The sequence below is a fragment of the Rhizobium sp. CC1099 genome, assembly GCF_029714385.1.
GTDB lineage: Bacteria > Pseudomonadota > Alphaproteobacteria > Rhizobiales > Rhizobiaceae > Rhizobium.
The window spans coordinates 2,968,000-2,992,909 of sequence record NZ_CP121641.1; the positions used below are offsets into that span (position 1 = coordinate 2,968,000).

Genomic DNA, 24,910 nt, shown 5'->3' on the forward strand with positions numbered 1-24,910 from the left:
AAGACGGCGAGGTCGCTGGCTGTTTGAACGGATTGATATGCTTCAGCGGCTCGTCCTTCCGATCTGCAACGAGCGGCTGGCCCTTTGTTGACGGCCGCTTTCCGCGCGGATCTGGACTGTCGGGCGCACCATCGGCGAGCTCTTCGCCACCTCCCGCAGCCGGCCGGAATGTTCCATCGCGCTTTGCAAAGGAGGAGGCCTGACTTTCCGTGAAACTGTCGGAACCGAAGCCGGTTCATGGAAAGATATTGACGCCAGTCAAACGGCTTCCTCCACATTGACATTGCCGAGACAATCGCCAAACGGCCCAGGACGTCGCCTCGACGTCGACATCTCTTCAATATTGCGCGATGTCGCCCGTTTCAGATTGCGCGAGCGTCAGGGGATAGCGCTCCGGGTGATGCACAAGGGCCGTGAGGTTCACCGGCCGGTTGCGGTTGTCGAAGGCAATCTGATCGACGGTCAGGACAGCGGCCGGCGAATGCAAGCCAAGCATCTCCGCCTCGTCAGCAGACGCCAGACGCGCGCTCAAGGTTGTTTGCCCGCGCGACGGATGGATGTGATGGTGCTGGCGCAGCTCTGCATAGAGTGAGCGGTTGCCCACCGACCAATCCAGGTCGAGAAGGCCAGGAACGCGCGCGGCCGGCAGCCAATCCGTCTGAATGACAACCGGGATCTCATCGAGCAAGCGCAATCGGGAGAGCACGACGACATCAGCGCCGGGCGGCAGGAAAAGCGGCCGGCTGATCTCCAGGGGTGCACGAAGGACACGTGCCTCGATCAGGCGATGTCCAGGAACGCGGCCATTCGAAATGGCTGTGGCGGTGAAGCTCTTGAGAACCTGCAGCTCGAAGCCGCCGCTATGCTCTGCCACATAAAGCCCTTTGCCCGGCTGGCTCGTCACCACGCCTTGCTGGACCAACTCGCGTATTGCGTGCCGAATGGTGATCCGACTGACATCGAAGAGATCAACTAATTCGCGTTCCGAGGGCAATTTCCCCCGCAACGGCAGCTTGCCGTTCCGAATCGACGTCAAAAGCGCTTCATAGACTTGCTTGTGGAGCGGCCGGGGATCTTCGCGATCCACCAGACTCTGAGGCATAATGGAAAGCGGGCGCTCCTGACGCTTGTTCAAACCTGCTCCCCTTTCCTTTGCTGTCATTTTGCAACCACTCTCCACGTAATTCTCGACAAAGTCCATATTGACATGACTGGATATAACCAGTCCTAATGTGTGCCCAGGAGCCATAGAGTTCCATAGATACCGAAGCGCTATCACAAAAAGGGAACAGTTCATGTTGAAGAGAAGTCTTGCTGCTTTAGCCATCTCCGTCGGCATCTGGACCGGGAACGCCCATGCGGAAACCATTTCCGTATTCTGCTCGCCGACCGAGTTCGAGCTTTGTACGACGGTCGCCAATGCCTGGAAGGAAAAGACCGGCAACGAGGCGAAGATCAACAAGATGCCGGCTTTGCTGGATGATGCCATCCCGCTTTATCAGCAGCTGCTGGCGTCGAAATCCAAGGACATCGACGTCCTGTTCCTGGACGTCATTTGGCTCGGCATGTTCAAAAACAACCTGCTCGACCTGAAGACCCTGGTGCCGCAGGCAGACCAGGACAAGCATTTCGCCTCGACGCTCGGCGCAGCCAAGCTTGACGAAAAGCTGGTCGCCATGCCCGCCTATATGGATGTCGGGCTGATGTATTATCGCAAGGATCTTCTGGAGAAATACGGCAAGCAGCCGCCGAAGACATGGGACGAGCTTGCAGCCAGTGCACAGGAAATTCAGGACAAGGAACGCGCCGCCGGCAATGGCGAGATGTGGGGCTATGCCTGGCAGGCCAAGAGCTACGAAGGTCTTACCTGCGACGCTATCGAACTGATCGCCTCAAACGGCGGCGGCACGATCATCTCGGACGATGGCAAGGTGACGATCGACAATCCGCAGGCAGCCGAAGCGATAGAGAAGGCCAAAGGCTGGATCGGTAGCATCAGCCCGGAAGGCGTGCTGAACTACGACGAGGAAGCCTCCCGCGCGATCTTCGAGTCCGGGAACGCGGTTTTCCATCGCAACTGGCCTTATGTTTGGGGAACGACCCACCAGAAAGGCAGTGCTGTCATCGACAAGGTCGGCGTGATGCCGCTTCCCGTCGGCAAGGAGGGCCAAAAGTCGAGCGGCTGCCTCGGCCCGATGTATTACGGCGTTTCGAAGTTCAGTGCCAAGCCCGAGGTTGCGGCCGACTTCGTCAACTTCATCACCGCACCCGACATGCAGAAGATGCGGGCGATCGAGGCGGCCTACAACCCGTCGATCCAGGCGCTTTACAGCGATCCGGACGTGCTGGCAAAATTGCCCTTCCTCAAGGACAACCAGCAGGCATTCGCCGATAGCGCAAGCCGTCCCTCAGGCTATACCGGCACGAGCTATAACCGCGTTTCGCAAGCCTTTTATCGCTCGGTCCACGACATGCTTTCAGGCGGCGGCGATATCAAGGCAGGGCTGAGCGCCCTTGCAGCGCGACTTGAGAAGCTGAAGGAGAGCCGTTGAGGCTTTTCTGAGAAGCCGGCGCGAGCAGGACCCCTTGCCTGCTCGCGCGGCCGGCTTGCCTGCCGTGCAGCCGGCCACTGAAGTGGCCGTTGCTTTTCAGCATAATCAAGTTCGGGTGTAAGATGGCATCGGTTTCACTGGACTCCGTTTCAAAAAGCTATGGCACGCATTCCGTGATCGAAGATGTCGATCTCAGGATCAGGGACGGCGAGTTCATCGTCTTTGTCGGCCCGTCTGGTTGCGGCAAGTCTACCTTGCTGCGTATCGTCGCCGGTCTGGTGTCCCCGACAAAGGGCGCCGTCAGCATCGGCGGCGACGATGTGACCGACGTTCCGGCCTCCAAGAGGGGCGTTGCCTTTGTCTTCCAATCCTATGCGCTCTATCCGCATATGAGCGTTGCGCGCAATATCGGCTTTGCGCTGGAAACGCTCGGTCTTGCGCGGACAGCCATCCGCGACAAGGTGCTCGCCGTTGCAAGAATGCTCAAGGTCGATCATCTCCTGGATCGCCGTCCAAGAGAGTTGTCCGGCGGCCAACGCCAGCGTGTTGCGATCGGCCGGGCGCTGGTCCGCCAGCCGGAGATCTTTCTTTTCGACGAGCCGCTTTCGAACCTGGACTCCGATCTGCGCATGGAGATGCGCATGGAGATCGCCAAGCTTCACGACGAACTCAAGACGACGATGATCTATGTGACGCACGATCAGTCCGAAGCCATGACGCTCGCCGACAGGATCGTTGTTCTCAATCACGGGCGCATCGAGCAGGTCGGTACCCCGCAAACCCTTTACCACGCGCCGGACAACCGCTTTGTGGCAAGCTTCATCGGAAGCCCACGGATGAACTTCCTGTCCGTTTCCATGCGAGATGCCGCCGGCGGCAAGAAGATTGCGGGCCCTGGTGGACTTTCTGTTGACGCAGGATTTCTGGGTTCCGATGCAACGGCAGCGACCATCGGCGTGAGGCCGGAAGCCCTTACCATCGCAGCCGACGGCACCGGGCGCATATCAGGCGTCCTGGAGCGTGTCGAGGACCTCGGGCATGAGCATTTTGCCTATTGCCGCATTACGGAAGAGGTCGTGTGGGTGATCCGGGTGAATGTTCCGCCTGCCAAGGAAATGATCGGCCTGCGGATCGGACTGAAGTTTGCTGACGAGGCGGTATTCGTCTTCGACGCGGCGGACCGGCGGATCCCGCAAAAAAGGGCGACTGCCAGCAATGTGAGGGCAGCAGAGCAATGAGCGCGCGTCTGGCACGCCGCGACCACATGGCCGCATGGCTTTTCCTCATCCCCGTCATCATCGTGATGCTGCTCGTCGCCGTCTGGCCTCTCGCGCGAACCTTCTTCTTTTCCTTCACCGATGCCTATCTTGATGATCCTTCTATCTATTCCATGGTTGGGATCGATAATTTTCTCGACGTGATCAACGACAGAAGCTGGTGGGTGGCGGTCAGGAACACGATCGTCTTCACGGTCATTTCCGTTGCGATCGAAACCGTTCTCGGCCTTGCAATTGCGCTTTTGATCAATGAGGCCATCCCGGGACGGGGGCTGGTGCGTGCTGCCATCCTCGTCCCTTGGGCGATCCCTGTCGTCGTTTCCGCAAAAATCTGGGAATGGATGCTGAACGACCAGTTCGGGGTGCTCAACAAGATCCTGATCGGACTGGGCTTTATCGATCACGGAATAGCCTGGACGGCGAGCAGCTCGCTGATCATGGGCGTCATCATTTTTGCCGACGTGTGGATGACGACGCCTTTCATGGTCCTCTTGATCCTCGCCGGACTGCAGCTGATTTCGCCGGAAATATTCGAAGCTGCGGAGGTGGACGGCATTCCGGCGTGGAAGCGCTTCTGGTCGATCACCTTGCCGATGCTTCGACCGGCCATCGGCGTGGCCGTGCTCTTTCGCGTGCTCGATGCCCTTCGGATGTTCGACCTTGCCTATGTCATGGCTGCCAGCAATGAGAATGTCATGACTGTGTCGATCTATGCGCGTGACAGGCTCATCAGCTTTCAGGAGCTGGGTGTCGGCTCGGCCGCATCGACATGGGTGTTCCTCTTGGTGGCGCTCGCCGCCATCATCATCATCGGCGCGCTGCGTCTCGATCGCGCAAGCGGGGAGCTGACGAAATGACGGACGTTGCACTCTACAGAACGGTACGCAAACCTGCCGCCTACTACCGGGTGCGGCGACGCATCGTGAGGCTCTTTCAGTCCGCAGCACTCCTGCTCGTGCTGATCTACACGCTTTTCCCCTACTACTGGGCTTTCGTGTCTTCGACGAAGCAGGGCGCAGCGCTCTACCGGGCTGCACTCGTTCCCGCGCTCGATTTCACCTACTACCGGCAGCTGATCGACAATCCGGTCTTCATGGGCTCGCTTCTCAATTCCGCCTATGTCGCGGTGGCGACGACGTTCTTGTCGCTTTTCATCGGCCTTAGTGCCGCTTATGCGCTCGGGCGGATCGATTTTCCGCAGCGCCGGACACTGCTGATGATCATTCTGATGATCTCGATCTTTCCACAGGTCGTCGTTCTCTCCGGCATGTTCGAGCTGATCAACTGGATGGGGTTGTTCAATCGTCCAAGCGCGCTGGTTCTGACCTATCTTCTCTCGACAGTGCCGTTCACGACCTGGGTTCTCACGACCTTCATCCGGGAATTCCCGCGTGAGCTGGAAGAAGCGGCAATCATCGACGGGTGCTCGCATTTTCGCATTCTGATGAAGATCCTGCTGCCGCTGATGGGTCCGTCGCTCGCCAGCACCGGCATTTTGGCTTTCATCCTGGCGTGGAACGAGTTCCTCTTCGCACTCACCTTCACTTTGACGGACGAGAACCGCACGGTGCCGGTTGCAATCGGCCTCATTGCCGGAAACAGCCGCTACGAATATCCCTTCGGCCAGATCATGGCGGCCTCGGTTACCGTCACCCTCCCCCTGATTTTGGTGGTGCTTTTCTTCCAGCGCCGCATCGTTGCGGGTCTGACGGCAGGCGCGGTCAAGGGTTGAAAGACAAAGGACACAGTCATGGACATGCTGGTAAAACTCTACGAACTTAGACCCGATCGCGCGCTGGAGAAGCGTTTGTCAGATCAGGACATTCTGATCCGCCGGGTGCTTGCGCCCGAGCTCAAAGCACTCACCTCGTGGATCGAGCCGCGCTTTGGCGCCGGATGGGCGTCGGAGGCGACCGTTGCCACAATGCGCCAGCCGCCGTCGTGTTTTGTTGCCGTCAAAGACGGTGAGCTCATCGGCTTTGCTTGCCACGAGGCGACGGCCAAAGGCTTCTTTGGGCCGACAGGCGTGGATGTTTCAGCCCGCGGCCATGGCGTCGGTCAGGCCTTGCTGCTTACCACCCTGCTCGACATGCACGCCCAGGGTTACGCCTATGGCATAATTGGCGGCGCCGGCCCGATGGAATTTTATCGCCGCAGCGTTGGCGCGATCCCGATCGAAGGTTCCGTTCCGGGAATTTATCGCGACATGCTTCCGATAGCCAATCCAAGCGAAGTCTCGGAATCTGAGAAACTGCCAACGGAAAAGCAGCGGTGATATCGCGGGCCACTTTCGGCTCATGAAAATTAATTTCATGATTTCGGGAGAAGCCGCGTTAACAGTTGACGACTTGTAATTTTTGCCCCAACCTGAAGAAAATAAATTACGAAATGGGAACGACTTTAGCATGAAAGTGGGAATCGTAGGGCTGGGATTCCGGCTCGGCTATCTTGGCTATGTTTTCAAGGCTATCGACAGCAGCTTCGAAATCGCAGGCTACGTCGATCCGGAGCCTGCCGGTCTTCCCGGCTTGACGGAAAAGGGTATTTCGGTCGGCAAGGCCTACGCGTCGCCTCAGGAGCTTCTTGCCGGCGAAAAGCTGGACCTCCTGATGATCGGCTCGCCCAACCACATGCATCTGGAACACATCCGGCTGGGCCTTGAGGCCGGCTTGAAAGTGTTTTGCGAAAAGCCGATCGTCACTACGATCGCCGAAAGCATCGAACTCGCCAGGCTAATGGCAAAGTTCGGCCATGAACGGCTGATGGTCGGCCTGGTGCTGCGTTATTCGCCGCTCTACAAGGACCTTCGCGCCATCCAGGCAGCCGGCAAGCTCGGCCAGATCGTCTCGATCGAGGCATCCGAACATATCGAACCCTATCACGGCGCGTTCTTCATGCGCGACTGGAGACGTTACGAGCGGTATTCCGGCAGTTTCATGCTGGAAAAATGCTGCCATGACCTCGACCTCTATAACGGTGTGGTTGGCGCCAGGGCGGAACGCGTCGCAAGTTTCGGCGGTCGGAAGAGCTTCATTCCTGCAAATGATCCAGCGCGTGAAGGGATCAACGACCTCGAACTCTTTCACCGCAAACCCAGCGGCTGGATGGGATCGGACAGGGTCTTCGACAGCGATGCCGACATCATCGACTATCAGGTCGCGATCGTCGAATATGCAAATGGCGTTGGCATGAATTTCCATACCAATCTCAACGTTCCGGATCAGTTCCGCCGCTTTGCCATCATGGGTTCGCGCGGGATGGCGGAAGGCGATTTCGTCCGCGGCTATCTCGACGTGCACGAGCAGCTGACCGGAAAGAAGATCGTTGAGACCAAGTATGCCGCAACCGAACTTTCCCAGCATTACGGCGCAGACGAACAGATGGCCGCCGACCTGCTCGACAGCGTCCGCACCGGCACCGAACTCCCCGTCTCGACGCTGAATGCGCTCGAGGCGGGCATCCTTGCGTTAGCGATGGACGAAGCACGGATGAAGCGGACAGTCGTCGATCTGCGTCCCGTGTGGGATCGCTTCGACGAGGCGCTCCACGCCAGAGCGGCTTGAGGAGGATGGCAGGATGAGTGTTCAAAAAAGCACCGTCATCTTCGCCTGGATCCTTCTCCTGCCAGCTGTCCTTTACGTCATGGCGATCGTCGCCTATCCGCTGGTCGATACGTTCATTCTTTCCTTCACCGACGCATCGCTCAGGAAGACGACGAACTGGGTCGGCTGGATCAACTACGAGAAGATCTTCAACGCCACATTTGCGGAAGTCATCCTCCGCACCTTCATATGGACGTTCTTTTCGGTATCGATCAAAATGATCATCGGCACCTTCGGCGCGACGATGCTCAACGCTGCCGTGCCCGGCCGCTCGCTTTTCCGCCTGCTCACCATGCCGCCATGGATCGTGCCGATGGCGATCGGCATCTTCATGTGGGGGTGGATGTACAACGGACAGTTCGGGATGATCTCCGGCCTTCTGCAGCGCTTCGGCCTGACCGACGGACCGGTGGCATTCCTGGCTTACGGAAGCACTGCCTTCTGGGCAACGATCATCACCGACGTTTGGATCGGCGTTCCGCTGGTCACGATCTATTTTCTGGCCGCGATCCAATCCATTCCGAAGGACCTCTACGAGGCAGCCTGGACAGATGGCGCCGGCCGATTTTATCGTTTCCGCCGCATCACGCTGCCGCTGATGGTCCCGGCGATCATTACGATGTCGATGCTGTCTTTGATCGCCACGTTCAATTCCTTCGATATCATCTGGATTCTGACCCAGGGCGGTCCGAGCGGTCAAACGACCACAATGATCATCGATACCTATCAGACTGCCATCGGCTCCAAGAAATACGGTGAAGGCGCTGCACGTGCGGTGCTGATCTGCATCTTCCTGTCGCTCTTCTGCTTTGCCTATTTTCGTGTCACCCGCCGTCTCAACCCGGAGAAGCGCGCATGAGCAGCCCCGCTATGATCGATCGCTACAGCTGGTGGGAACTCGTGCTGATCTATTGCGGCATCGCGCTGTTTCTGGCCTTCGTTCTTTCGCCCTTCGTCGAAGGCTTTCTGGTTTCGCTGAAACCGTTGAGCCAGCTCTTTTCCTCGCCTTATCGGTTCTGGCCGGAGAACGGCTCCTTCGAGGCCTACCGAACGATGTGGGTCAGCGTTCCAGGTTTCGGGCGCTATATTTTCAATTCGTTCTTCATATCGATCATCGTCACGATAATCGTTCTGTGGCTCGTCATCCCGGCGTCCTACGCCTTTGCACGGTTCGAGTTCAGGGGCATGGGCATCCTTCTCGGCGCCTTCCTGACGGTCAACATGTTCTCCGGCGCGGTACTCTTGATCCCTCTCTTCCGGCTGATGCGCAGCATGGGCGTCCTCAACACCTATCTCGCCATGATCGTGCCGGGCGTGGCCTTCCTCATTCCATCGGCGATCTGGCTTCTCAGGACCTATATGATCCGCATTCCCCAGGAATTGAATGAAGCCGCGTATATGGATGGCGCCAGCCATTTCTACACGCTTCGCCGCGTGATCCTGCCGATCGCCATGCCCGGGATCATCGTCGTGGCGATCACCACTTTCATCGGCGCCTATGCGCAGCAATTCATCTTCGCGCTGACCTTCAACTCGAAGACCGAATACATGCCTCTGCCGGTGGGACTCTTTGCTTATTTCGGTAAGCAGGAGGTCATCTGGAACGAACTGATGGCGGCCTCCTTCGTCGGCATCCTGCCGGCGATGGTCGTCATCTTCTTCCTGCAACGCTATCTCGTCGGCGGGCTGACCGCCGGTGCGGTGAAACAATAAGACCAAGAAAACGAGTGAACAGCTAACACAAGAATGGGAGTCACAACGTGAGTATTACCATCAGAACAGGCCTCATGGCGCTCGCCCTGCTCGGTTCGACGGCGTTGACCGCTGTCACAGCCGAAGCCGCCGACCAAGAGATCAGCTGGATTTATTGCGGCGACAAGCTCGACGATATCCATGCAAAGTACATCAAGCAGTGGGAAGAAAAGAACACCGGCTGGAAGATCGCGCCGGAAGTCGTTGGCTGGGCCCAGTGCCAGGACAAGGCAACGACGCTTGCTGCGGCTGGCACGCCAGTCGCAATGGCCTATGTCGGTTCGCGTACCCTCAAGGAATTTGCCCAGAACGACCTGATCGTCGAGGTCCCGATGACGGATGAGGAAAAGAAGGCCTACTATCCGCACATCGTCGACACCGTCACCTTCGACGGCACGCAATGGGGCGTTCCGATCGCTTTCTCGACAAAGGCGCTTTACTGGAACAAGGATCTCTTCAAGCAGGCTGGCCTTGATCCCGAGAAGCCGCCGAAGACCTGGGACGAGGAAATCGAATATGCCAAGATCATCAAGGAGAAAACCGGAATCCCAGGCTTCGGCCTTTCGGCCAAGACCTTCGACAACACAATGCATCAGTTCATGCACTGGGTTTACACCAACAACGGCACGGTGACGGACGCGGAAGGTAAAATTACCCTCGATAGCCCCGAAGTGCTGAAAGCGCTGGAGGCCTATAAGAGCATTGTGCCCTATTCCGAAGAAGGCCCGACGGCCTACGAGCAGAACGAAGTCCGCGCCATCTTCCTCGACGGCAAGGTCGCGATGATCCAGGCAGGCTCCGGTGCAGCCTACCGCCTGAAGGATACCAAGATCGACTGGGGCATCACGACCCTGCCGCTTGGCCCGCAGGCCAAGGGACCGGGCACTCTGCTCATCACCGACAGTCTTGCGATCTTCAAGGGTTCGGGCGTCGAGGACAAGGCAATCGAATTCGCCAAGTTCATCACCTCTCCCGGTCCCCAGGAGGAATATGAGCTCAACGGCGAATCCGGTCTGACGCCACTTCGTCCGTCGCCGAATATCGACAAGCTGGTGACTGAAAAGCCTTACTGGAAGCCGTTGATCGACGGCATCAGCTACGGTGGTCCGGAACCCCTGTTCACCGACTATAAGGGCTTCCAGAACTCGATGATTGCGATGGTGCAATCCGTCGTGACCGGTCAGGCTCAGCCGGCCGACGCACTCAAGAAGGCTGCTGGCGAAATCGAGGCGTTCAAGTAGCCTTCATGGGGATCGCGGGGAGCAACAACCCGCGATCCTTCCTGATTGTGCAATTGCTGCTACAGCGGCGACCGGAGACAGGTTTTGGGACAGCTTTTTCTCAATAAGGTGCAGAAATTCTACGGCGACTACGAAGTTCTGAAGGGCGTGCAGCTCGATGTGAAGAACGGCGAATTCGTTGTCTTCGTCGGTCCCTCAGGCTGCGGCAAATCCACCCTCCTGCGCATGATCGCCGGTCTCGATGCGACAACTGCCGGCGACATCGTCATCGACGGTATCCGGGTCAACGACCTGCCGCCGGTCAAACGCGGCATTGCCATGGTGTTCCAGTCCTACGCGCTTTATCCGCATATGACTGTTTTCGAGAACATCGCCTTTCCGCTTCGCGTCGAGAAGATGGAGGAGTCAAAGCTCAAGGCAAAGGTCGAGAATGCGGCGCGTATTCTCCATCTCGATCAGCGCTTGCAGCAGAAGCCCGGCATGCTCTCCGGCGGCCAGCGCCAGCGTGTCGCAATCGGCCGCGCCATCGTTCGCGAGCCGAAGATATTCCTCTTCGACGAACCGCTGTCGAACCTCGATGCGGCGCTGCGCGCCGATATGCGCATCGAGCTTGCAAAACTGCATCGCCAGTTGAAGGCCACGATGATTTATGTGACGCACGACCAGGTGGAAGCCATGACCATGGCCGACCGCATCGTCGTGCTGGATGCCGGCGATATCTCGCAGACCGGTGCACCACTGGAGCTCTATCACAAGCCGGCCAACCTCTTTGTTGCCGGTTTCATCGGAAATCCGAAAATGAACTTCCTGCCGGTTACCTGCAAAAGCGTCAGCGATGCCGGCGTGGAGGTGGACTATGGCGGGCAGACCGCCACTTTGCCGGTTGCTCCGCGCGAGGACATGATCGGCAAGATGCTTACGCTCGGCATCCGGCCGGAGCATGTGCAGCTTGGATCCGGCGACATCTCGCTGACCGTTACGCCGACCGTTATCGAACGGCTTGGCGCCCATACGGTCGCCTATGCCGCGCTTAACGGCGAGGGCGAGAACTTCTGCGCGATGCTTCCCGGCAGTGTCGGGATTCGCGCCGATACGCCTGTTGTCACGGGGATCAACGCCACCGATTGTCACCTCTTCGACGAGGGCGGCATTGCCTTCGAGCGCCGCGTGGAACTCACGGAAATCGACATGACCGTGCTTGATCCGACAGCGGCCTAGGCGACCGTATATCGGAGAAGTCGACTATCTCAGAATGCGGCGACCATCGGATGCGCTTTGACTGACCCATGAGCCTGTTGCCGACTGCGCCGGTTCCTTGACGTACACCTCCTCCGCCCGGGCTTTGCCTGACGACATTTTTCCCCGCGGGTTGGCTTTTTGTTTTTTGGATATTGCGGGCCAAACGCAAATGGCGCCTGTTTAGCGGTCTGAGTTTCCTCGGAGCCTTTGATATTGCTCGTAAGCGTTGGTTGCGGGGGCCTGATGGCACGGAGACTTGTAATTTCAATGCCTCATGAAGGCTGTCGGGCGCAAGTCCGCTTGGCACCCAAGGAGCGGTCGCTTGAAGATTTCCAATCGGCGGGTGCTATCGACGCTAAGCATGTGTAATCGGGCGATCCCACAAGGGGCAAGCTCCCACTATGATCTCGATGTAACCGAGATGAAGGGAGACGACGATGTTTTATGCTGCTTTGGACGTGTCGCTGCGCTCAGTGGCGATCTGCATCATTGACCAGGATGGAAAGGTTCGACTTGAGCGATCCGTCCCGTCGCCAAGAGGCAGAGCGTCGCCTGTCCGGTCAGGACGGCTCCTCGAACGTGTAGCTCGGACCGAAGGCGAAGAGGTTGCCGCGGCCGTCGATGCCGAGATCAATCTGTCCGCCGCGGGGGGAGCGGACATCCCCGATCCACTTTGTCACAGCACCTTAGTCCTTTTATCGCACACAACTAACTTTTCTTTTTCCTTCCGCCTTGGATTTCACGCTCGGGAGGATGGTCGTTACAGGCGCCCAGCAATACTCCAATCGCGCGATGGCCGCACGTCGCTGTGCGGCCGCGAGCGCTTCTGCCCCCGCACAAACGTACCTCGCAGAACTAGTCGCGGACGATCGTCCAGTTGGAACCAGGATTGAAGTCTTTGATCGCCGCGGCCCGCTCTTCCGTCTTCGGCCCAAGGTCGAGCTGGTAGATGTCGCTCAATCCATTGATGATAAATGTCTGCACGCCGGTCACCCGATATTTGACTGGCCAGGCGAGCAACGCAAAGCCCGCAGTCATGTGACCGTTGACGATATAGCTTTGTTTGCCGCCGAGCACGTTATCTCCCTGTCCCGTCAGGATGCGATAGCGATATCCAAAGTAACCTTCGCCGCGCTTGGCTTTATCGAAGGCGGCGCTTTCGACCAGAGCGCTTGCCGGACTTTCTTCACCATAGTCGCTCGGATCCCAGTACAGACCGTCCACCTTACCGGGACCGCTGATCAGACGCTGGGCATATTCGTAAATGCCATCCCCGTCGCGATCCTCAGACGCATATTCACGCTGGGCCGTGACATAGTCGTGCATGGTCTCGATCGTTGCGAGTTCATTCGCGCCGATGCGACGGTTGACGATTTCCTGTAGTCCGACCTCAGTATCGAATGCCCACTTGCCGTCCTTGTCCTGCGACAGAGGGAAGGGCAACGGCCACAAAACGTCTCCCACTTGAACGATCTGGCGATCTCCGAGAGCCTGAAGACGCAATTGCCGCGCAGCACCCTCGCGGATGAGACCATAGCTTATCATGGCCTCGTTGCTGGATCGCAGCTTGGCAGCGTCCAGGCCAAGGAGATTTGCCAAACCGTCGAGATCGTTAGCGCTTAGTACGGTCTTGAACCGCTCAAGAGCCGCCGATGGATCGTCGAACGATGGCGGGGTTCCAGTCGCGAACTCCGAAAGGTCCGTCTGCATCTGGGCCGTGGCCGGGGCTGCGAAAGCAAGGGAGAGAGCCGTTCCAAGCAGCAGCGGGATCAATCTCAGCTGTAGTCTCATGGTTTGTCTCCGGTGATCTGAAATGCAGCCAAGCTACCGTCTACCGCCGCGACCGCCACCGCCGCGACCGCCGCCGCGGCCGCCGCCGCCGTGCATCCTCGGGGGCGGACGATTTTGGACAACGCGAGGCGCACCGCGATGCCCCCCTCCCATGCTCTGTCCTCCTCTCCTGGAAGCAACCGCTTCGCGGCGGCCGGACTGCACGTTGCCGAGGGCGCTTTGCTGACGTGAACGATTGTCAGGCCGTGCTGCCATCTTCGGTGCGCTTGGCTTCTTCTTTGCTTTCGCAGTCGGCTTTGATGGACGGCTCGCCGCAGCACCCGCCCGATTGGTCGCATTGCCTGGACGGGCTTCCGCCCGGGAGGCGCCCGGTCGATTGGCGGCGACATTGCCCGGTTGCGATCTCGGATTTGCCTTCAAGCCTTCGACCGTGCCCTTGCGGATGTCGTCAGCCCGAGCGCCGATGTTTCTGGTGTCCAGCCCGATGTTACTTTGCCTGTTGTTGACCTTGTTCTTCAGCTGGTTGCGGCTGTCCGACTGCAGGCTGGACTTGATCGCCGAACGATCAAGGTTGGCGATCTGATCCTTTCCGATGCTTAGCTTGCTCCGGTCCACCTTGGTCCAGTCGATGTCGTTCCACTTGACCTTGCCGTTGAAGTCTCGATCGTTGAAGCATTTGTTGCAGTCGATGTCGATGTCGCCATCCCAATCGCCACCCCAGACACCCCAGTCGTCCCAGTTGACGATGGCCCCCCATGCGATCCCGGTGATCGCACCGGCGAAGAATGCGGCGCCCGGGTAGTAGTAGCTATCGTAGGAATCGGGATAGTAGGAGATCGGCTCGACTGCATAGCCTGGTTCATAGAACATTTCGGGTGGATATTGCGGGATGTAGACCTTCTCCGGATTGGTCGGCCGGATGACGATGTTTTCGTTCTCCGTCACCACAGTGATCTTGTCGTCGGTCTTAATAACGTTCTTCGACACCGCCTCGTCGCGAAGCTGCTGAATGGCGATCAGCACGTCCTTTTGCTGATTGGTAAGGGCTTCCGCCAGCGACTGCGTCCAATCGAGGTCGTCGCTCATCATCTTGACAACGTCCGGGTAGTTCAGCAACGAGATGACGCTTCCGTCCCAATCGTCCTTTGGCTTGAGATTGGCGTTCTTTTCTTTGGCCTCCAGGAAGCGAGCTGCCTCGACGATCTGTAGCGGAAACAGCGACGCCGCGGAGATCGCGCCGACAAGTTCATCCGGATAAAGCGCGATGCGAGCCACAAGGACCTCAAGCTCGTCCTCCGAAAGCAGGCCGGTTTCGGTCTCGGCCGCGGCAATCTGCGCGGACGCTGGTCTGGGCGTAGGTGTTGGTGTCTGGGAGTAGGCCAGCGGGCACGGTTGCAACGAAGTGAGTGCGAGGGCCGACAGTCCGCCGAGCAGCCTGCGGGAAATTGCTTTCATCGCGCGTCGATCTCCTCTGAATCAAACCAATTCCCGGCGACGAGATAATAACGCTCGAGTGCCCTTCGTATTCGCCCGGCTTCGATCCGGACGGCAGGATCATTCTGCGGATCGAATGAAACCTCCCGACCGAAGACCTCATTTGCAATCGTGAACGCCTTCAAGAACTCTGATCGCCCTGCCAGGGTCTCGCTTATAATGAATTGCAGGAACATTCGACCCCGTTTCGGCCGGTGGAATTCCTCGCTTGAAAGGATCCGTTCGAGTTGCCGGCAGACTTCTTCAGCTGTCGGTGCGGGGTTGGTGACGGGATTGACTTTTGCGCTGCTCATGATCGTCCCCAGGCAAAGTCACGTAAAAGCTTTTTTTCTAAGTCTTTTCCAACGCATCATATCTCAGAGCTACGAGCGGTTGCAACAGTTATGGCTAATATATGTCCGCAGGGGTTCGCGGCGAGACGGACATCGTTGTGAGCGGTTGCACAACCCGCCAACAGTTGTGGGACCATGCGCATGAGTTCTGCCAAGGTTGCGCGCTCCCATCTTGCCCATCACGGTCTCTGGCGCGGATAGCAACGCAAAAGTCGTCTGCCCTCAGCTTATCGACAAGCGCGTGGATCGCATCTGCAAAACTGATGACGACAAGCGCCAATGGCGCAATAATGAGAACGAGGCAGGCCACAATAATGACAGTGGCGACAATGACTGGCCGGTTTCCGAGAAGTCTTGAGGGCGCCTCGAACATCGGAAAGAGCGCTACCGCAAGGATGGTCGACCAGACGACGATGAGCGCGCGAAGGGAGCGATAAGAAGCAGGTCCAATAGGCGAAAAGCGCGATACTGCTCAATCTGACAAAATCGCTTACTTTTGGCTCTATGGAAATCTGACCGGCGTCGGATCTTTGCGCCGTCGTATCGCTTGCCTGCTCTATTGTCGCATTCCGTCCTCCGCATTCCCGGTTCGCGCCCGTTTATAGTGTCATGTCGGGCACGACGTGCCGGATACTGTGGTCCTCGATATAGTCCGACGGCCGCTTTTGCCGTTTGCCGAGATCCGGTGCCCCAAACTTCACGCGCTCGTAGGGGATCGACTGCAGGATATGTGAGATGCAGTTTATCCGGGCGCGCTCCTTGTCGTCGGAAGGTACGATCCACCACGGCGCGTGATTGCTGTCCGTCATTCGCAGCATCTCGTCATAGGCACGCGTGTAGTCCCACCAGCGCTGATAGGACTCGACATCCATGGGACTGAGCTTCCACTGCCTGACCGGGTCATCGATCCGGCTGACGAGGTAACAATCACGGTGCCCAAGGGCGGATACGTGCCGCACTTCGAATACGCTCATGGCTTGCGATTGCCGGCAACACCAGGACAAGGACCCGATGTTGCCGAAGGCGTCGAACCCACCAGCCATGAGCGCGTAGTTCCCGGCTCTCGTCGTTTGTTATTCCTGACGGCGCTAGTCCTCGGGACCGTTCTGGTGATCGTCGCAGCTTTTCTCTACATCGCTCTCGCGCCCGCTTCGCGAGCCCCCCTTTCCGGGGCATCGCCAGCGGAAGCATCTCACCCTAGAGTTGTCGTAGGAGTTTTCGCGGACACTGGTGCATCGGTTGCGATCTCAGACATCGCGCACGGCTTGAGGGACGAAATTATCAGACAGCTCGCGAAGTTCGATGACATCGTCGTCGTCTCTGATCCATTGAGAACCGATCATGCCGCCGCGGCCAGCTACACGCTGCAGGGCAATGTCCAACTTGATGGAGACAGGCTGCGTTCCGTCGCCCGACTGGTGCGTCAATTCGATGGCGCCGTGATCTGGGCCAACAGCTATGATGCGAATCTTAAGGCTCAGAGCAAACTTGCGATTCAGGCCGACGTCGGACAGCAGATCGCCGGCGCCGTCGCTGAGCCATATGGCGCCATTTTCCAAACCGACGCCGATACGATCGCTCGCCAGCCCCAGGGCGGAGGTTGGGACGCCCATGCCTGTACCCTGGCCTACTACAGCTATCACCGGTCGATGAACGCTCAGAGTCACAACACGGCACGCGATTGCCTGGAACGAGCAACGCAGCGATTTCCCAAGAGCGCCACGTCTTGGGCGCTTCTGTCTCTGACCTATCTGGATGAGATGAGATTCCGCTATAAGCTGGGCGTATCGTCCACGGTTCAGCCGCTCGAACTTGCAGCCAGCGCCGCAGAGCGGGCGGCAGCCCTTGCCCCCAACAATGCACGCGTCCTCCAGGCCCTCATGCTGGTGAGCTTCTTCAAGGATGAGATCGATAAAGCCTTGCAAGCCGGCGCCGCCGCCTATGCCACGAACCCCAACGACACAGAAGTCGCAGGTGAGTACGGCTTGCGGCTAGCAATGTCCGGAAGGTGGCAATCGGGCTGCGAGCTGGTTTCCAGCGCCGTCAACAAGAACGCCGGCCCCAAGGGATATTACGAAGTCGGCATGGCATTGTGCGCCCTCATGAGGAACGATATTCAGGCCGCAGAACTGTGGTCCCGCATGTCTGATCTGCAAGATAATCCCATGCATCGCCTCGTGCTCCTGTCGATCCTTGGCGCGGTCGGGAAAACGGCCGAGGCCAAGCAGGAAAAGGTTTGGCTGGATGTCCACGCACCTGAAATGATGAACAATATCCGCCGGGAGGTCTCCCTACGCCTGCAACGGCCGGAAGACCAGGAGAGGTTCTTCAGCGGACTGCGAGCCTTGGGCCTCGCCATTGAGCCCACGCGAGGAAAGTAAAGGCCGTATACCGGGGCGGAATACTCCCTGGCGAAGGTGGCATACGATCAGGCACTTGCAGCGCAGCTATCGGCAGGTTCCGCGCCGCTGATTTCGCGATCCGTTGCCATGTCCTTGTCGATTTGAGTGGCGACCTCAAAGCGCATTGAAAAACGCGTTTGCAGCCTTCGTCCGGGAGATTGCAGAACGTCATGCCGGAGAACCTGAATTTGACATGGCGATGTCACGCAGTGACATCGCCCACTATCTTGGCCTCATAATCGAAACCGTCGCACGCTCCTTGACCAAGCTACGCGAAAGACGCATCATTCGCCTTAACGGCAAACTGCAGTGATCGGTTCGATTGCTGGACCCGAACACGCTCATGGCCCCAACGAACTAGCGGTCGAAGCAGGCGAGATCTCGAATCTGGACGGCTTCGGCCAAGGACAAATGGCCGTCGGCGCTTTTTTTGGAAATTCATCTGAATCGCACACAGGGGATTTGATTATGACATACGCATCCCGCCGCGGGTCAAATGGATCGCTGAAATTGATCGTCGCAGTGGTCGCCGGTGCCTGCGCATGGCTTCCACTTTCTAATGCCACCGAAGTTCGCGCCGAAGATAGTCCTTTCGCTCAGTTTCCGATGGTCATCCATTGCAAGTACAAGGACACCTATCACGCCTTCTATGTCTCGAGGATCTCGCCAGATGGTGTGGCAACCTATGTGGCATCGGATCGAATCGCCGGTAATGTCACATTGGACGGCCAGGCAAAGGCGACTGGTGGCGAGGAGGCCGGCAGTTGCGTAGGCAAGACACTTGAAGAACTCCGCGCATCTGGCCAAGCGTGGGACCTGAAGCGGTAGTCGCAGCTCGGGACATCGAACACCCTGCTGCGAAGATGCTGTGCCCGTCGACAGCATCATACGGAAGCGTAGCCCTTCTGGGCAGCACAGAAGGCATCTTCTTTGAGGAATTCAAGTTTCGGTGGTTGGAGCAGTATCAGCCGTCCGGGCGTTAAAAACAGTTCGCTGGACCACAAGGGCCAGAAACCCATCTTCGGCGAGTTGATGCGAAGAGCTGGCTTGAGCAGGTTCTTAAGCTCTAAGCTCGAAGAGTTCCGTCTGGCCCGTTCGTCCTTTGACGCTGACAATTCCGACAGCAACGAGTTCAAACGTCTCGCCAACTGCATCGCGGACCGCGCCGCTGACGAGGATAGTGGTCCCATACTGTCGGTTGAGGCCCTCGAGACGTGAAGCGATGTTTACGGTATCTCCGATGGCGGTATATTGCCGGCGTGTTTCTGCACCAACACTGCCCACCACGGCTTGGCCGGTGTGAAGGCCGAAGCGTGTGATGAGGACAGGCCGCCCATCCGCATTGTTTGCGGCGTTCATGGCGTCGATCGCAGCCTTCATCGCAAGGGCACAGGAGCAAGCATTTTCGACATGATGGAGGTCGTGCAAGGGAGCGTTCCACATTGCAAGGACGCCATCCCCCAAATATTGCACGATGGTGCCGCCGTGACGCTCGACAATCTCGTTGAGGGCTTCAAAATAGCCCGAGAGCAGGGCCACGACCTCCTCAGGTGAGTTCTCTTCGGAAATGGTGGTGAAGTCGCGTATGTCTGTGAAAAGCACGGTAATGTCCTGCCGGACGGCAGCGCCAACGGCCGCTTGGCCCGCAATGACAATTCTCCGCACGAGTTCTCGGGGCACATAAACCGAAAACGTCCTGATGGCATGGCGCGCAGAACTCAATGCCTTCGCGAGGGCGTTGACCTCCGAAATCCAGGAATGGGAAACGCCGCTTTCGCCGAATTCAAGCTTACCCATATGCGCTGCTTCGTCGGCGAGCAGATATAGCGATCGACTGACCAGCCGGGAGATGACGATTGCCGTTAGGATGCCTAAGGCAAGACAGGCAGCGGCGATCGCCAGATTGCGCTTCAGTCTCTGTTCGACCGGCGCGACAAGCTCTTCAAGCGGCGCGGCTATGACGACCGTATATACGCTGCTAAGATCGGCGACTGCTTCGCGAAAAATCTGTGCCAGGTGGTCACGTCCCTTTACCTGAAAATGGACAACTGTACCTGACCCCATATTGCCGCCTGCCGTGAGCAGGTTCGTGACTGCCGGAAGTGCTGGATCTGCCTGCGCCAGCTCTGCCGTAGACACTTCTCGGCCGCGGCGAAGCCGACTCCTGACTTCACTCATGAGAGTCTTGTCGGAGTGGACGATCAAATCACCTTCTTGATCAAAGACATATCCACGGGCATGTTCCGAAAGCGCGCTCACGTCGATAAGCTCTCCGAGCGTCACCAAAATTACGTCCGCGCCGATCACCACGCGATGGTTAGGTCCCGCGGGTGTCGCAATTGTCATGGTCAAGAAATGAGTCGATGCCGAGACGTAGGGTCCGACAGACACTGTCTCGCCCTCGCCAACCGCCGCAAGGTACCAGGGCCGAATGCGTGGGTCGAAGATGTCATCACGATCGGCGCGGCGAACCAGCAGACGCATTTCCGTGTCATAGAAGGCCTAGGTAGTGCTGGAGGCACCGTAGACCGTGCTGACGACCCGCATGGCGTATGCGGCCTCTGGTGGTGCTCTCAAGCTGGCGCGCGTTTCGGGATTGGTCGCCACGTCGACCGCTTGAATGAAGCCACCATCGGCATATCCTGCATATACACCATCGACGCGAAAGGAAGACTGCAAGAGTTTTAATAAAAAGTTTTGCTTGGCTTGCACGTCATTGGGAGGTGCGGTCAGCATCTCGGAAACGGCCGATGCGGTAACAACCGCTGAGTATCCACCGTGGAAGACGTTGCGATAATCCTCGATCGCCCGAAGCCCAAGCTGACGCATTTGGGCTTCGCCGGTCGACAGGGCCGCAAATTTGCCCTGCGTGTAAGTAATCCATATGAGCGGAAGCGAGGTGCAAGCCAATAGCGCTAAGATTATCACGCTCAGATGCAATCGCAGCGGCACAGCCCAGGTGGCGGGGGTGCCTTTGATCATGCTCCATTGGGTCTGCATTGCATGCCCTCTCGTGCTCAGCCATACAATACCACTGCTATCGCGAATCGGAACCAGCATCGCTGCGAGCAAAGCTACGCGAGTTGGCCGATGAGCGGCGACGCTTCGGTGATAGACGGTTTCATATTGCTCGGCGGACGGAGAACCGTCCGGGTCAATCGCATCTACCGGCTGTATCGAGAGGAAGGGCTTTCCGATCGCACTCGGAAAGCCAGACGCCGTCCTGTCGGCACGCGTGCACCGATCGTGATCGAAGCGAGGCCCAATGCCGCTGATCGCTGGACTTCGTGCATGACCAGTTTGCCTGCGGCAGACGCTTTCGCGTCCTCAATGTCGGCGATGACGTGACGCGTGAATGCCTGGCAGCAATCCCCGACACCTCGATCTCCGGCCGTCGTGCTGCTCGCAAGCTGACAACGCTGATCGAGCCGCGTGGCAAGCCCGCCATGATCGTCTCCACCACGAGACGGGTTCACCTCGAACGAACTCGACATACATCTGATTTCACTCTTGGAGTGCGGTGAAGATGGCGAGTGGACGTGGACGGAGCCTGACGCGCTGGCGCTGCGACGCAGGTGAATCAGTTGTCGAAGGCTCGCAACAGGTTTATTTTGTCCGCTCTTCGGTGCCCACGGGGGAAGGTGGTGCAGAGATGCTGGTTAAAGACGTAATGATCACGAAGGTTGTCGGAGTATCGCCGGACAACAGTGTTCGGCGAGCCGCCGAGATCATGCTCGCCAATCACGTCAGTGGTGTTCCAGTTATTGACGATGCCGGTCAGCTCGTCGGGATCATCAGCGAGGGCGATCTGTTACGGAGAACCGAGTTGGGCCGGGGAGCCATTGCCGACCTTGGGGACGAGGTCATTTCCGCCGAGGAGAGAGCCAAGGCTTACGTTAAAAGCAATGCTTGGAGGGTGGCCGACGTAATGAGCCGCAACCCGGTCGTCGTGGAAGAGGACGCGTCTCTGGTGAGCGTCTCTGGGTTGATGCAAGAGCATGGCGTCAAGCGCATTCCGGTTATGAAAGGCGGCGCGTTGATCGGCATCGTCAGTCGTGCGGACCTTCTGAAAGCAATTGTTACGGCGCACCACGATGAAACCGCGCCGGGTGACGAGGCCATCCGTCGCAGCATATCGATCCGCCTCAGCGAAAATACGGGCCTCGAAGGAAAAGACATGACCGTGACCGTCATCGACGGTGTCGCTCACCTATGGGGAAACGTTGATACAGCAGAGTGCAGGAAGGCAGCGCGTGTAGCGGCCGAGAGTGTCCGCGGCGTGAGAGGAGTGGTTGAGCATTTTCCCGAAGACGGTCCGTGACAGGCAGAATGGGATCTGCGCCACCAGTTCGCCGCCAATACCTTCCGTCTCGGATCACATCTCCGGTGCTTTCGAATTTAACTGTGCTTCGGATGCTTTTTGTGCGAATATTAGATCATTCGCATATTACTAGCTTGGCACGAAGAATGGACTTGACGGCAGGGCTATACATACCTGAGTCAGAGGTATGGATGACGGTCACCGGCCTTGAATGAGGGCCGGCCAGCGTCTCAACTGAAAATGAGCCGCATGCGGCAGACCATCTATACCGATCGCATTGCAGACTGTGCCCTGCCCCCAGCATCCCTCCGCTAAGCCATGCAACGCTCGCTCGAATCGCGGGCATGTAGCAAATTCGACGATTCTCAACTTGGGATCTTAGCGCAGCAATCTGGGCTCAGAGGAGGAGGCACCCATGGTTTCGCTTAAGACGGCAGGAAAAGCAAAGGTCGCCAGAAACGAGAAAATAGCAACGGGCGACCCCCTTTCGGCGAAAGAATTGCAGTCGATGGACGCCTATTGGCGCGCATCGAACTATCTGTCCGTGGGGCAGATCTATCTTCTCGACAATCCACTTCTGAAAGAACCGTTAAAGCGCGAGCACATAAAGCCAAGGCTGCTTGGTCACTGGGGCACGTCGCCAGGTTTGAACATGCTCTACGCCCACCTCAATCGCGTTATCGAACGCGACGATCTCAACATGATCTACGTCATCGGGCCGGGACATGGCGGACCATCGTTGGTCGCACACGCCTACCTAGAAGGCACCTACAGCGAAGTTTATCCCAATATTGGCCAAGACGCGGAGGGCATGAGGAGGCTGTTCAAACAGTTCAGCTTCCCTGGCGGCATCCCGAGCCACGTTGCTCCGGAAACACCCGGCAGCATCCACGAGGGCGGCGAACTGGGCTACGCCCTCAGCCACGCCTACGGGGCGGCGTTCGATAACCCGGATCTGATCGTCGCCTGCGTTGTCGGCGACGGAGAAGCCGAAACGGGGCCGCTTGCAACAGGCTGGCAAAGCAACAAGTTCCTAAATCCTGCTCGCGACGGCTGCGTGCTGCCTATCCTGCACTTAAACGGCTACAAGATCGCCAATCCGTGCTTCCTAGCCCGCATTCCCCGCGACGAGCTGCGGAAATTTTTCGAAGGCATGGGCTACACGCCGTATTTCGTCGAGGGTGAAGACCCCACGTACGTGCACCAACAATTAGCCGGCGCACTCGATACCGCAATGGCGGATATCCAGGAAATCTGGGCAGATGCCCGCGACAGGGGCAATGTGAAACGTCCCATGTGGCCGATGATCGTTTTCCGCACACCCAAGGGCTGGACCTGCCCGCCTAAGATAGACGGCAAGAAATCCGAGGGCTACTGGCGGTCGCACCAGGTGCCGATGGGCGACATGGACAAGCCGGAGCACATCCGTATTCTCGAAGGATGGATGAAGAGCTACCGCCCCGAAGAACTGTTTGACGACGGTGGCCGGTTCAAACCGGAGCTGGCAGCGCTTGCTCCTGCGGGGCATCGCCGAATGAGCGACAACCCGCATGCCAACGGCGGCTTGCTGCTGCGAGACCTGAAGATGCCCGACTTCCAGGATTACGCGGTCTCCGTGCCGCGCCCTGGGGCAACCATCGCCGAGTCTGCGCGGACGATGGGCGCGTTTCTTCGTGATATCATGAAGATGAACATGGAGAGCAAGAACTTCCGCCTGTTCAGTCCTGATGAAAACAACTCGAATCGCTGGCAGGATGTGCTGGAAGTCACCAACCGCTGCTACATGGCGGATATCTATCCGGATGATGATCATCTGGCGCCGGACGGTCGGGTGATGGAGGTGCTCAGCGAGCATCAATGCCAGGGCTGGCTGGAAGGCTACCTGGTAACCGGCCGGCATGGCTTCTTTTCCTGCTATGAAGCCTTCATCCACATCATCGATTCCATGTTCAACCAGCACGCCAAATGGCTGAAGGTGTGCAATCACATTCCATGGCGGCGACCGATCGCCTCGCTTAACTACTTCCTGAGCTCCCATGTCTGGCGGCAAGACCACAATGGCTTCAGCCATCAAGACCCGGGGTTCATCGATCACGTGGTCAACAAGAAGGCAGACGTCGTGCGGATATATCTGCCGCCGGATGCCAATACACTTCTCTCGGTAACCGATCACTGCCTGCGCAGCCGCAACTACATCAACGTCGTTGTCGCCGGCAAGCAGCCTGCCCCGCAGTGGCTCACAATGGATCAGGCCATCAAGCATTGCTATGAGGGCCTTGGTATCTGGGAATGGGCGAGCAACGACAAAGGTGCCGAACCTGACGTCGTGATGGCATGTTGCGGCGACGTTCCAACGCTCGAGACACTCGCGGCAGTCGAGCTGATCCGGGAGCATCTGCCCGAGCTGAAAGTCCGCGTCATCAATGTGGTGAACCTGATGAAGCTCCAGCCGCCATCCGAGCATCCGCACGGGCTGCCGGATCGCGATTTTGATGCCCTCTTCACCAAGAACAAGCCGATCATCTTCGCTTTCCATGGCTATCCATGGCTTATCCACCGGCTCACCTACCGCCGCACCAATCACGGCAATCTGCACGTCCGCGGCTACAAGGAAGAGGGAACGACGACGACGCCGTTCGACATGGTAGTCCTGAATGATATGGACCGCTTCCATCTGGTCGAGGACGTAATCGACCGGCTGCCGCAACTCGGCGCACGCGCGGCCTATTTCAAACAGGCAATTCACGAAAAGCTGGTCGAACATAGACAATATATCGAGAAGTACGGCGACGACATGCCCGCAATAAGCGGCTGGAAGTGGGGCGCGAAAGGTAAGTCAGGAGCCCGCACTAGAACCTCGACTGAAGGGGACAATGCTTGAGCGACGGCATCTAACCGAACGGAGGT

Annotated in this window: 20 protein-coding genes and 4 pseudogenes; 16 read left to right on the top strand and 8 right to left on the bottom strand. The window is 58.0% G+C overall.

Features of this window, described 5'->3' with window-relative positions; translation table 11 throughout:
• Positions 1-337: 337 nt before the first annotated feature.
• Complete coding sequence (locus QA644_RS15010) at positions 338-1,102, bottom strand: GntR family transcriptional regulator (RefSeq protein WP_283072396.1); 765 nt, start codon at positions 1,100-1,102, stop codon at positions 338-340.
• Positions 1,103-1,295: 193 nt separating this feature from the next.
• Here QA644_RS15010 and QA644_RS15015 point away from each other — a divergent pair, with 193 nt between their 5' ends.
• From QA644_RS15015 to ugpC, 10 genes are all read left to right on the top strand, one after another.
• A complete protein-coding gene (locus tag QA644_RS15015; RefSeq protein ID WP_283069297.1) occupies positions 1,296-2,552 on the top strand; it encodes an ABC transporter substrate-binding protein in 1,257 nt (418 codons plus the stop codon).
• Positions 2,553-2,674: 122 nt separating this feature from the next.
• Positions 2,675-3,790, top strand: coding sequence for an ABC transporter ATP-binding protein (locus QA644_RS15020; RefSeq protein WP_283069299.1), 1,116 nt, complete (start codon positions 2,675-2,677; stop codon positions 3,788-3,790).
• Positions 3,787-4,686, top strand: a complete 900-nt coding sequence (locus tag QA644_RS15025; RefSeq protein WP_194727994.1) for a sugar ABC transporter permease — start codon at positions 3,787-3,789, stop codon at positions 4,684-4,686. The genes QA644_RS15020 and QA644_RS15025 overlap by 4 nt, the downstream gene beginning before the upstream one ends.
• Positions 4,683-5,561: a carbohydrate ABC transporter permease gene (locus QA644_RS15030; RefSeq protein WP_022718735.1), complete on the top strand. Its 879-nt coding sequence runs from the start codon at positions 4,683-4,685 to the stop codon at positions 5,559-5,561. The genes QA644_RS15025 and QA644_RS15030 overlap by 4 nt, the downstream gene beginning before the upstream one ends.
• 18 nt (positions 5,562-5,579) lie before the next feature.
• On the top strand, positions 5,580-6,104 hold the full coding sequence (locus QA644_RS15035) for a GNAT family N-acetyltransferase (RefSeq protein ID WP_283069302.1): 525 nt from the start codon (positions 5,580-5,582) through the stop codon (positions 6,102-6,104).
• 130 nt (positions 6,105-6,234) lie between these two features.
• A complete protein-coding gene (locus tag QA644_RS15040) occupies positions 6,235-7,392 on the top strand; it encodes a Gfo/Idh/MocA family oxidoreductase (RefSeq protein WP_092586211.1) in 1,158 nt (385 codons plus the stop codon).
• A gap of 13 nt (positions 7,393-7,405) precedes the next feature.
• Positions 7,406-8,290, top strand: a complete 885-nt coding sequence (locus QA644_RS15045; RefSeq protein WP_022718732.1) for a sugar ABC transporter permease — start codon at positions 7,406-7,408, stop codon at positions 8,288-8,290.
• Positions 8,287-9,144 carry a carbohydrate ABC transporter permease gene (locus QA644_RS15050; RefSeq protein WP_283069306.1) on the top strand — a complete coding sequence of 286 codons (858 nt, stop codon included), beginning with the start codon at positions 8,287-8,289 and terminating at the stop codon, positions 9,142-9,144. The genes QA644_RS15045 and QA644_RS15050 overlap by 4 nt, the downstream gene beginning before the upstream one ends.
• Before the next feature lie 74 nt (positions 9,145-9,218).
• Positions 9,219-10,424 carry an extracellular solute-binding protein gene (locus QA644_RS15055; RefSeq protein WP_022718730.1) on the top strand — a complete coding sequence of 402 codons (1,206 nt, stop codon included), beginning with the start codon at positions 9,219-9,221 and terminating at the stop codon, positions 10,422-10,424.
• Positions 10,425-10,508: 84 nt separating this feature from the next.
• A complete protein-coding gene (gene ugpC / locus QA644_RS15060) occupies positions 10,509-11,642 on the top strand; it encodes a sn-glycerol-3-phosphate ABC transporter ATP-binding protein UgpC (protein ID WP_283069308.1) in 1,134 nt (377 codons plus the stop codon).
• Between the two features lie 876 nt (positions 11,643-12,518).
• Here the strand turns inward: ugpC and QA644_RS15065 are convergent.
• From QA644_RS15065 to QA644_RS15085, 5 genes and pseudogenes are all read right to left on the bottom strand, one after another.
• Positions 12,519-13,454, bottom strand: a complete 936-nt coding sequence (locus QA644_RS15065; protein WP_194727998.1) for a DUF2950 family protein — start codon at positions 13,452-13,454, stop codon at positions 12,519-12,521.
• A gap of 33 nt (positions 13,455-13,487) precedes the next feature.
• Positions 13,488-14,909 (bottom strand): DUF3300 domain-containing protein, encoded by a 1,422-nt coding sequence (locus QA644_RS15070; RefSeq protein WP_283069310.1) that lies wholly within the window; start codon positions 14,907-14,909, stop codon positions 13,488-13,490.
• A 32-nt stretch (positions 14,910-14,941) separates the two neighbouring features.
• Positions 14,942-15,241 (bottom strand): annotated as a pseudogene (locus tag QA644_RS15075) (hypothetical protein); the annotation flags it as partial.
• Between the two features lie 241 nt (positions 15,242-15,482).
• A pseudogene (locus tag QA644_RS15080) lies at positions 15,483-15,840 on the bottom strand (AI-2E family transporter); the annotation flags it as partial.
• Between the two features lie 39 nt (positions 15,841-15,879).
• Positions 15,880-16,191, bottom strand: a pseudogene (locus tag QA644_RS15085) (polyphosphate kinase 2); the annotation flags it as partial.
• 39 nt (positions 16,192-16,230) lie between these two features.
• On the opposite strand from QA644_RS15085, the gene QA644_RS15090 reads away from it, so the two are divergent.
• From QA644_RS15090 to QA644_RS15100, 3 genes are all read left to right on the top strand, one after another.
• The gene (locus QA644_RS15090; RefSeq protein WP_283069312.1) at positions 16,231-17,661 is read left to right on the top strand and encodes a hypothetical protein; all 1,431 of its coding nucleotides are present in this window, start codon (positions 16,231-16,233) and stop codon (positions 17,659-17,661) included.
• Positions 17,662-17,881: 220 nt separating this feature from the next.
• Entirely contained in the window at positions 17,882-17,995 is a 114-nt protein-coding gene (locus QA644_RS15095) for a helix-turn-helix domain-containing protein (RefSeq protein ID WP_246763342.1), read from the top strand.
• 155 nt (positions 17,996-18,150) lie between these two features.
• Entirely contained in the window at positions 18,151-18,510 is a 360-nt protein-coding gene (locus QA644_RS15100) for a hypothetical protein (RefSeq protein WP_283072397.1), read from the top strand.
• 231 nt (positions 18,511-18,741) lie between these two features.
• On the opposite strand, the gene QA644_RS15105 is transcribed toward QA644_RS15100, so the two are convergent.
• Positions 18,742-20,166 (bottom strand): adenylate/guanylate cyclase domain-containing protein, encoded by a 1,425-nt coding sequence (locus tag QA644_RS15105; protein WP_283069315.1) that lies wholly within the window; start codon positions 20,164-20,166, stop codon positions 18,742-18,744.
• 18 nt (positions 20,167-20,184) lie between these two features.
• Positions 20,185-20,682 (bottom strand): hypothetical protein, encoded by a 498-nt coding sequence (locus QA644_RS15110; protein ID WP_283069317.1) that lies wholly within the window; start codon positions 20,680-20,682, stop codon positions 20,185-20,187.
• Positions 20,683-20,744: 62 nt separating this feature from the next.
• Here QA644_RS15110 and QA644_RS15115 point away from each other — a divergent pair.
• From QA644_RS15115 to QA644_RS15125, 3 genes and pseudogenes are all read left to right on the top strand, one after another.
• Positions 20,745-21,140: pseudogene (locus tag QA644_RS15115) on the top strand (IS3 family transposase); the annotation flags it as partial.
• A 194-nt stretch (positions 21,141-21,334) separates the two neighbouring features.
• Positions 21,335-22,003 carry a CBS domain-containing protein gene (locus tag QA644_RS15120; protein WP_194730218.1) on the top strand — a complete coding sequence of 223 codons (669 nt, stop codon included), beginning with the start codon at positions 21,335-21,337 and terminating at the stop codon, positions 22,001-22,003.
• 415 nt (positions 22,004-22,418) lie between these two features.
• Positions 22,419-24,884, top strand: coding sequence for a phosphoketolase family protein (locus tag QA644_RS15125; RefSeq protein ID WP_283069319.1), 2,466 nt, complete (start codon positions 22,419-22,421; stop codon positions 24,882-24,884).
• Positions 24,885-24,910 lie beyond the last annotated feature (26 nt).

Excerpts from the sequence above, each read along its gene's own strand:
- QA644_RS15055 (WP_022718730.1), top strand. The coding sequence starts at position 9,219 with ATGGCGCTCGCCCTGCTCGGTTCGACGGCGTTGACCGCTGTCACAGCC.
- QA644_RS15105 (WP_283069315.1), bottom strand. The coding sequence starts at position 20,166 with ATGCGTCTGCTGGTTCGCCGCGCCGATCGTGATGACATCTTCGACCCA.
- QA644_RS15065 (WP_194727998.1), bottom strand. The coding sequence starts at position 13,454 with ATGAGACTACAGCTGAGATTGATCCCGCTGCTGCTTGGAACGGCTCTC.
- QA644_RS15030 (WP_022718735.1), top strand. The coding sequence starts at position 4,683 with ATGACGGACGTTGCACTCTACAGAACGGTACGCAAACCTGCCGCCTAC.
- QA644_RS15015 (WP_283069297.1), top strand. The coding sequence starts at position 1,296 with ATGTTGAAGAGAAGTCTTGCTGCTTTAGCCATCTCCGTCGGCATCTGG.
- QA644_RS15095 (WP_246763342.1), top strand. The coding sequence starts at position 17,882 with ATGTCACGCAGTGACATCGCCCACTATCTTGGCCTCATAATCGAAACC.
- QA644_RS15045 (WP_022718732.1), top strand. The coding sequence starts at position 7,406 with ATGAGTGTTCAAAAAAGCACCGTCATCTTCGCCTGGATCCTTCTCCTG.
- QA644_RS15070 (WP_283069310.1), bottom strand. The coding sequence starts at position 14,909 with ATGAAAGCAATTTCCCGCAGGCTGCTCGGCGGACTGTCGGCCCTCGCA.
- QA644_RS15125 (WP_283069319.1), top strand. The coding sequence starts at position 22,419 with ATGGTTTCGCTTAAGACGGCAGGAAAAGCAAAGGTCGCCAGAAACGAG.
- QA644_RS15020 (WP_283069299.1), top strand. The coding sequence starts at position 2,675 with ATGGCATCGGTTTCACTGGACTCCGTTTCAAAAAGCTATGGCACGCAT.
- QA644_RS15120 (WP_194730218.1), top strand. The coding sequence starts at position 21,335 with ATGCTGGTTAAAGACGTAATGATCACGAAGGTTGTCGGAGTATCGCCG.
- QA644_RS15110 (WP_283069317.1), bottom strand. The coding sequence starts at position 20,682 with ATGCAGACCCAATGGAGCATGATCAAAGGCACCCCCGCCACCTGGGCT.
- QA644_RS15050 (WP_283069306.1), top strand. The coding sequence starts at position 8,287 with ATGAGCAGCCCCGCTATGATCGATCGCTACAGCTGGTGGGAACTCGTG.
- QA644_RS15010 (WP_283072396.1), bottom strand. The coding sequence starts at position 1,102 with ATGCCTCAGAGTCTGGTGGATCGCGAAGATCCCCGGCCGCTCCACAAG.
- QA644_RS15100 (WP_283072397.1), top strand. The coding sequence starts at position 18,151 with ATGACATACGCATCCCGCCGCGGGTCAAATGGATCGCTGAAATTGATC.
- QA644_RS15025 (WP_194727994.1), top strand. The coding sequence starts at position 3,787 with ATGAGCGCGCGTCTGGCACGCCGCGACCACATGGCCGCATGGCTTTTC.
- QA644_RS15035 (WP_283069302.1), top strand. The coding sequence starts at position 5,580 with ATGGACATGCTGGTAAAACTCTACGAACTTAGACCCGATCGCGCGCTG.
- QA644_RS15040 (WP_092586211.1), top strand. The coding sequence starts at position 6,235 with ATGAAAGTGGGAATCGTAGGGCTGGGATTCCGGCTCGGCTATCTTGGC.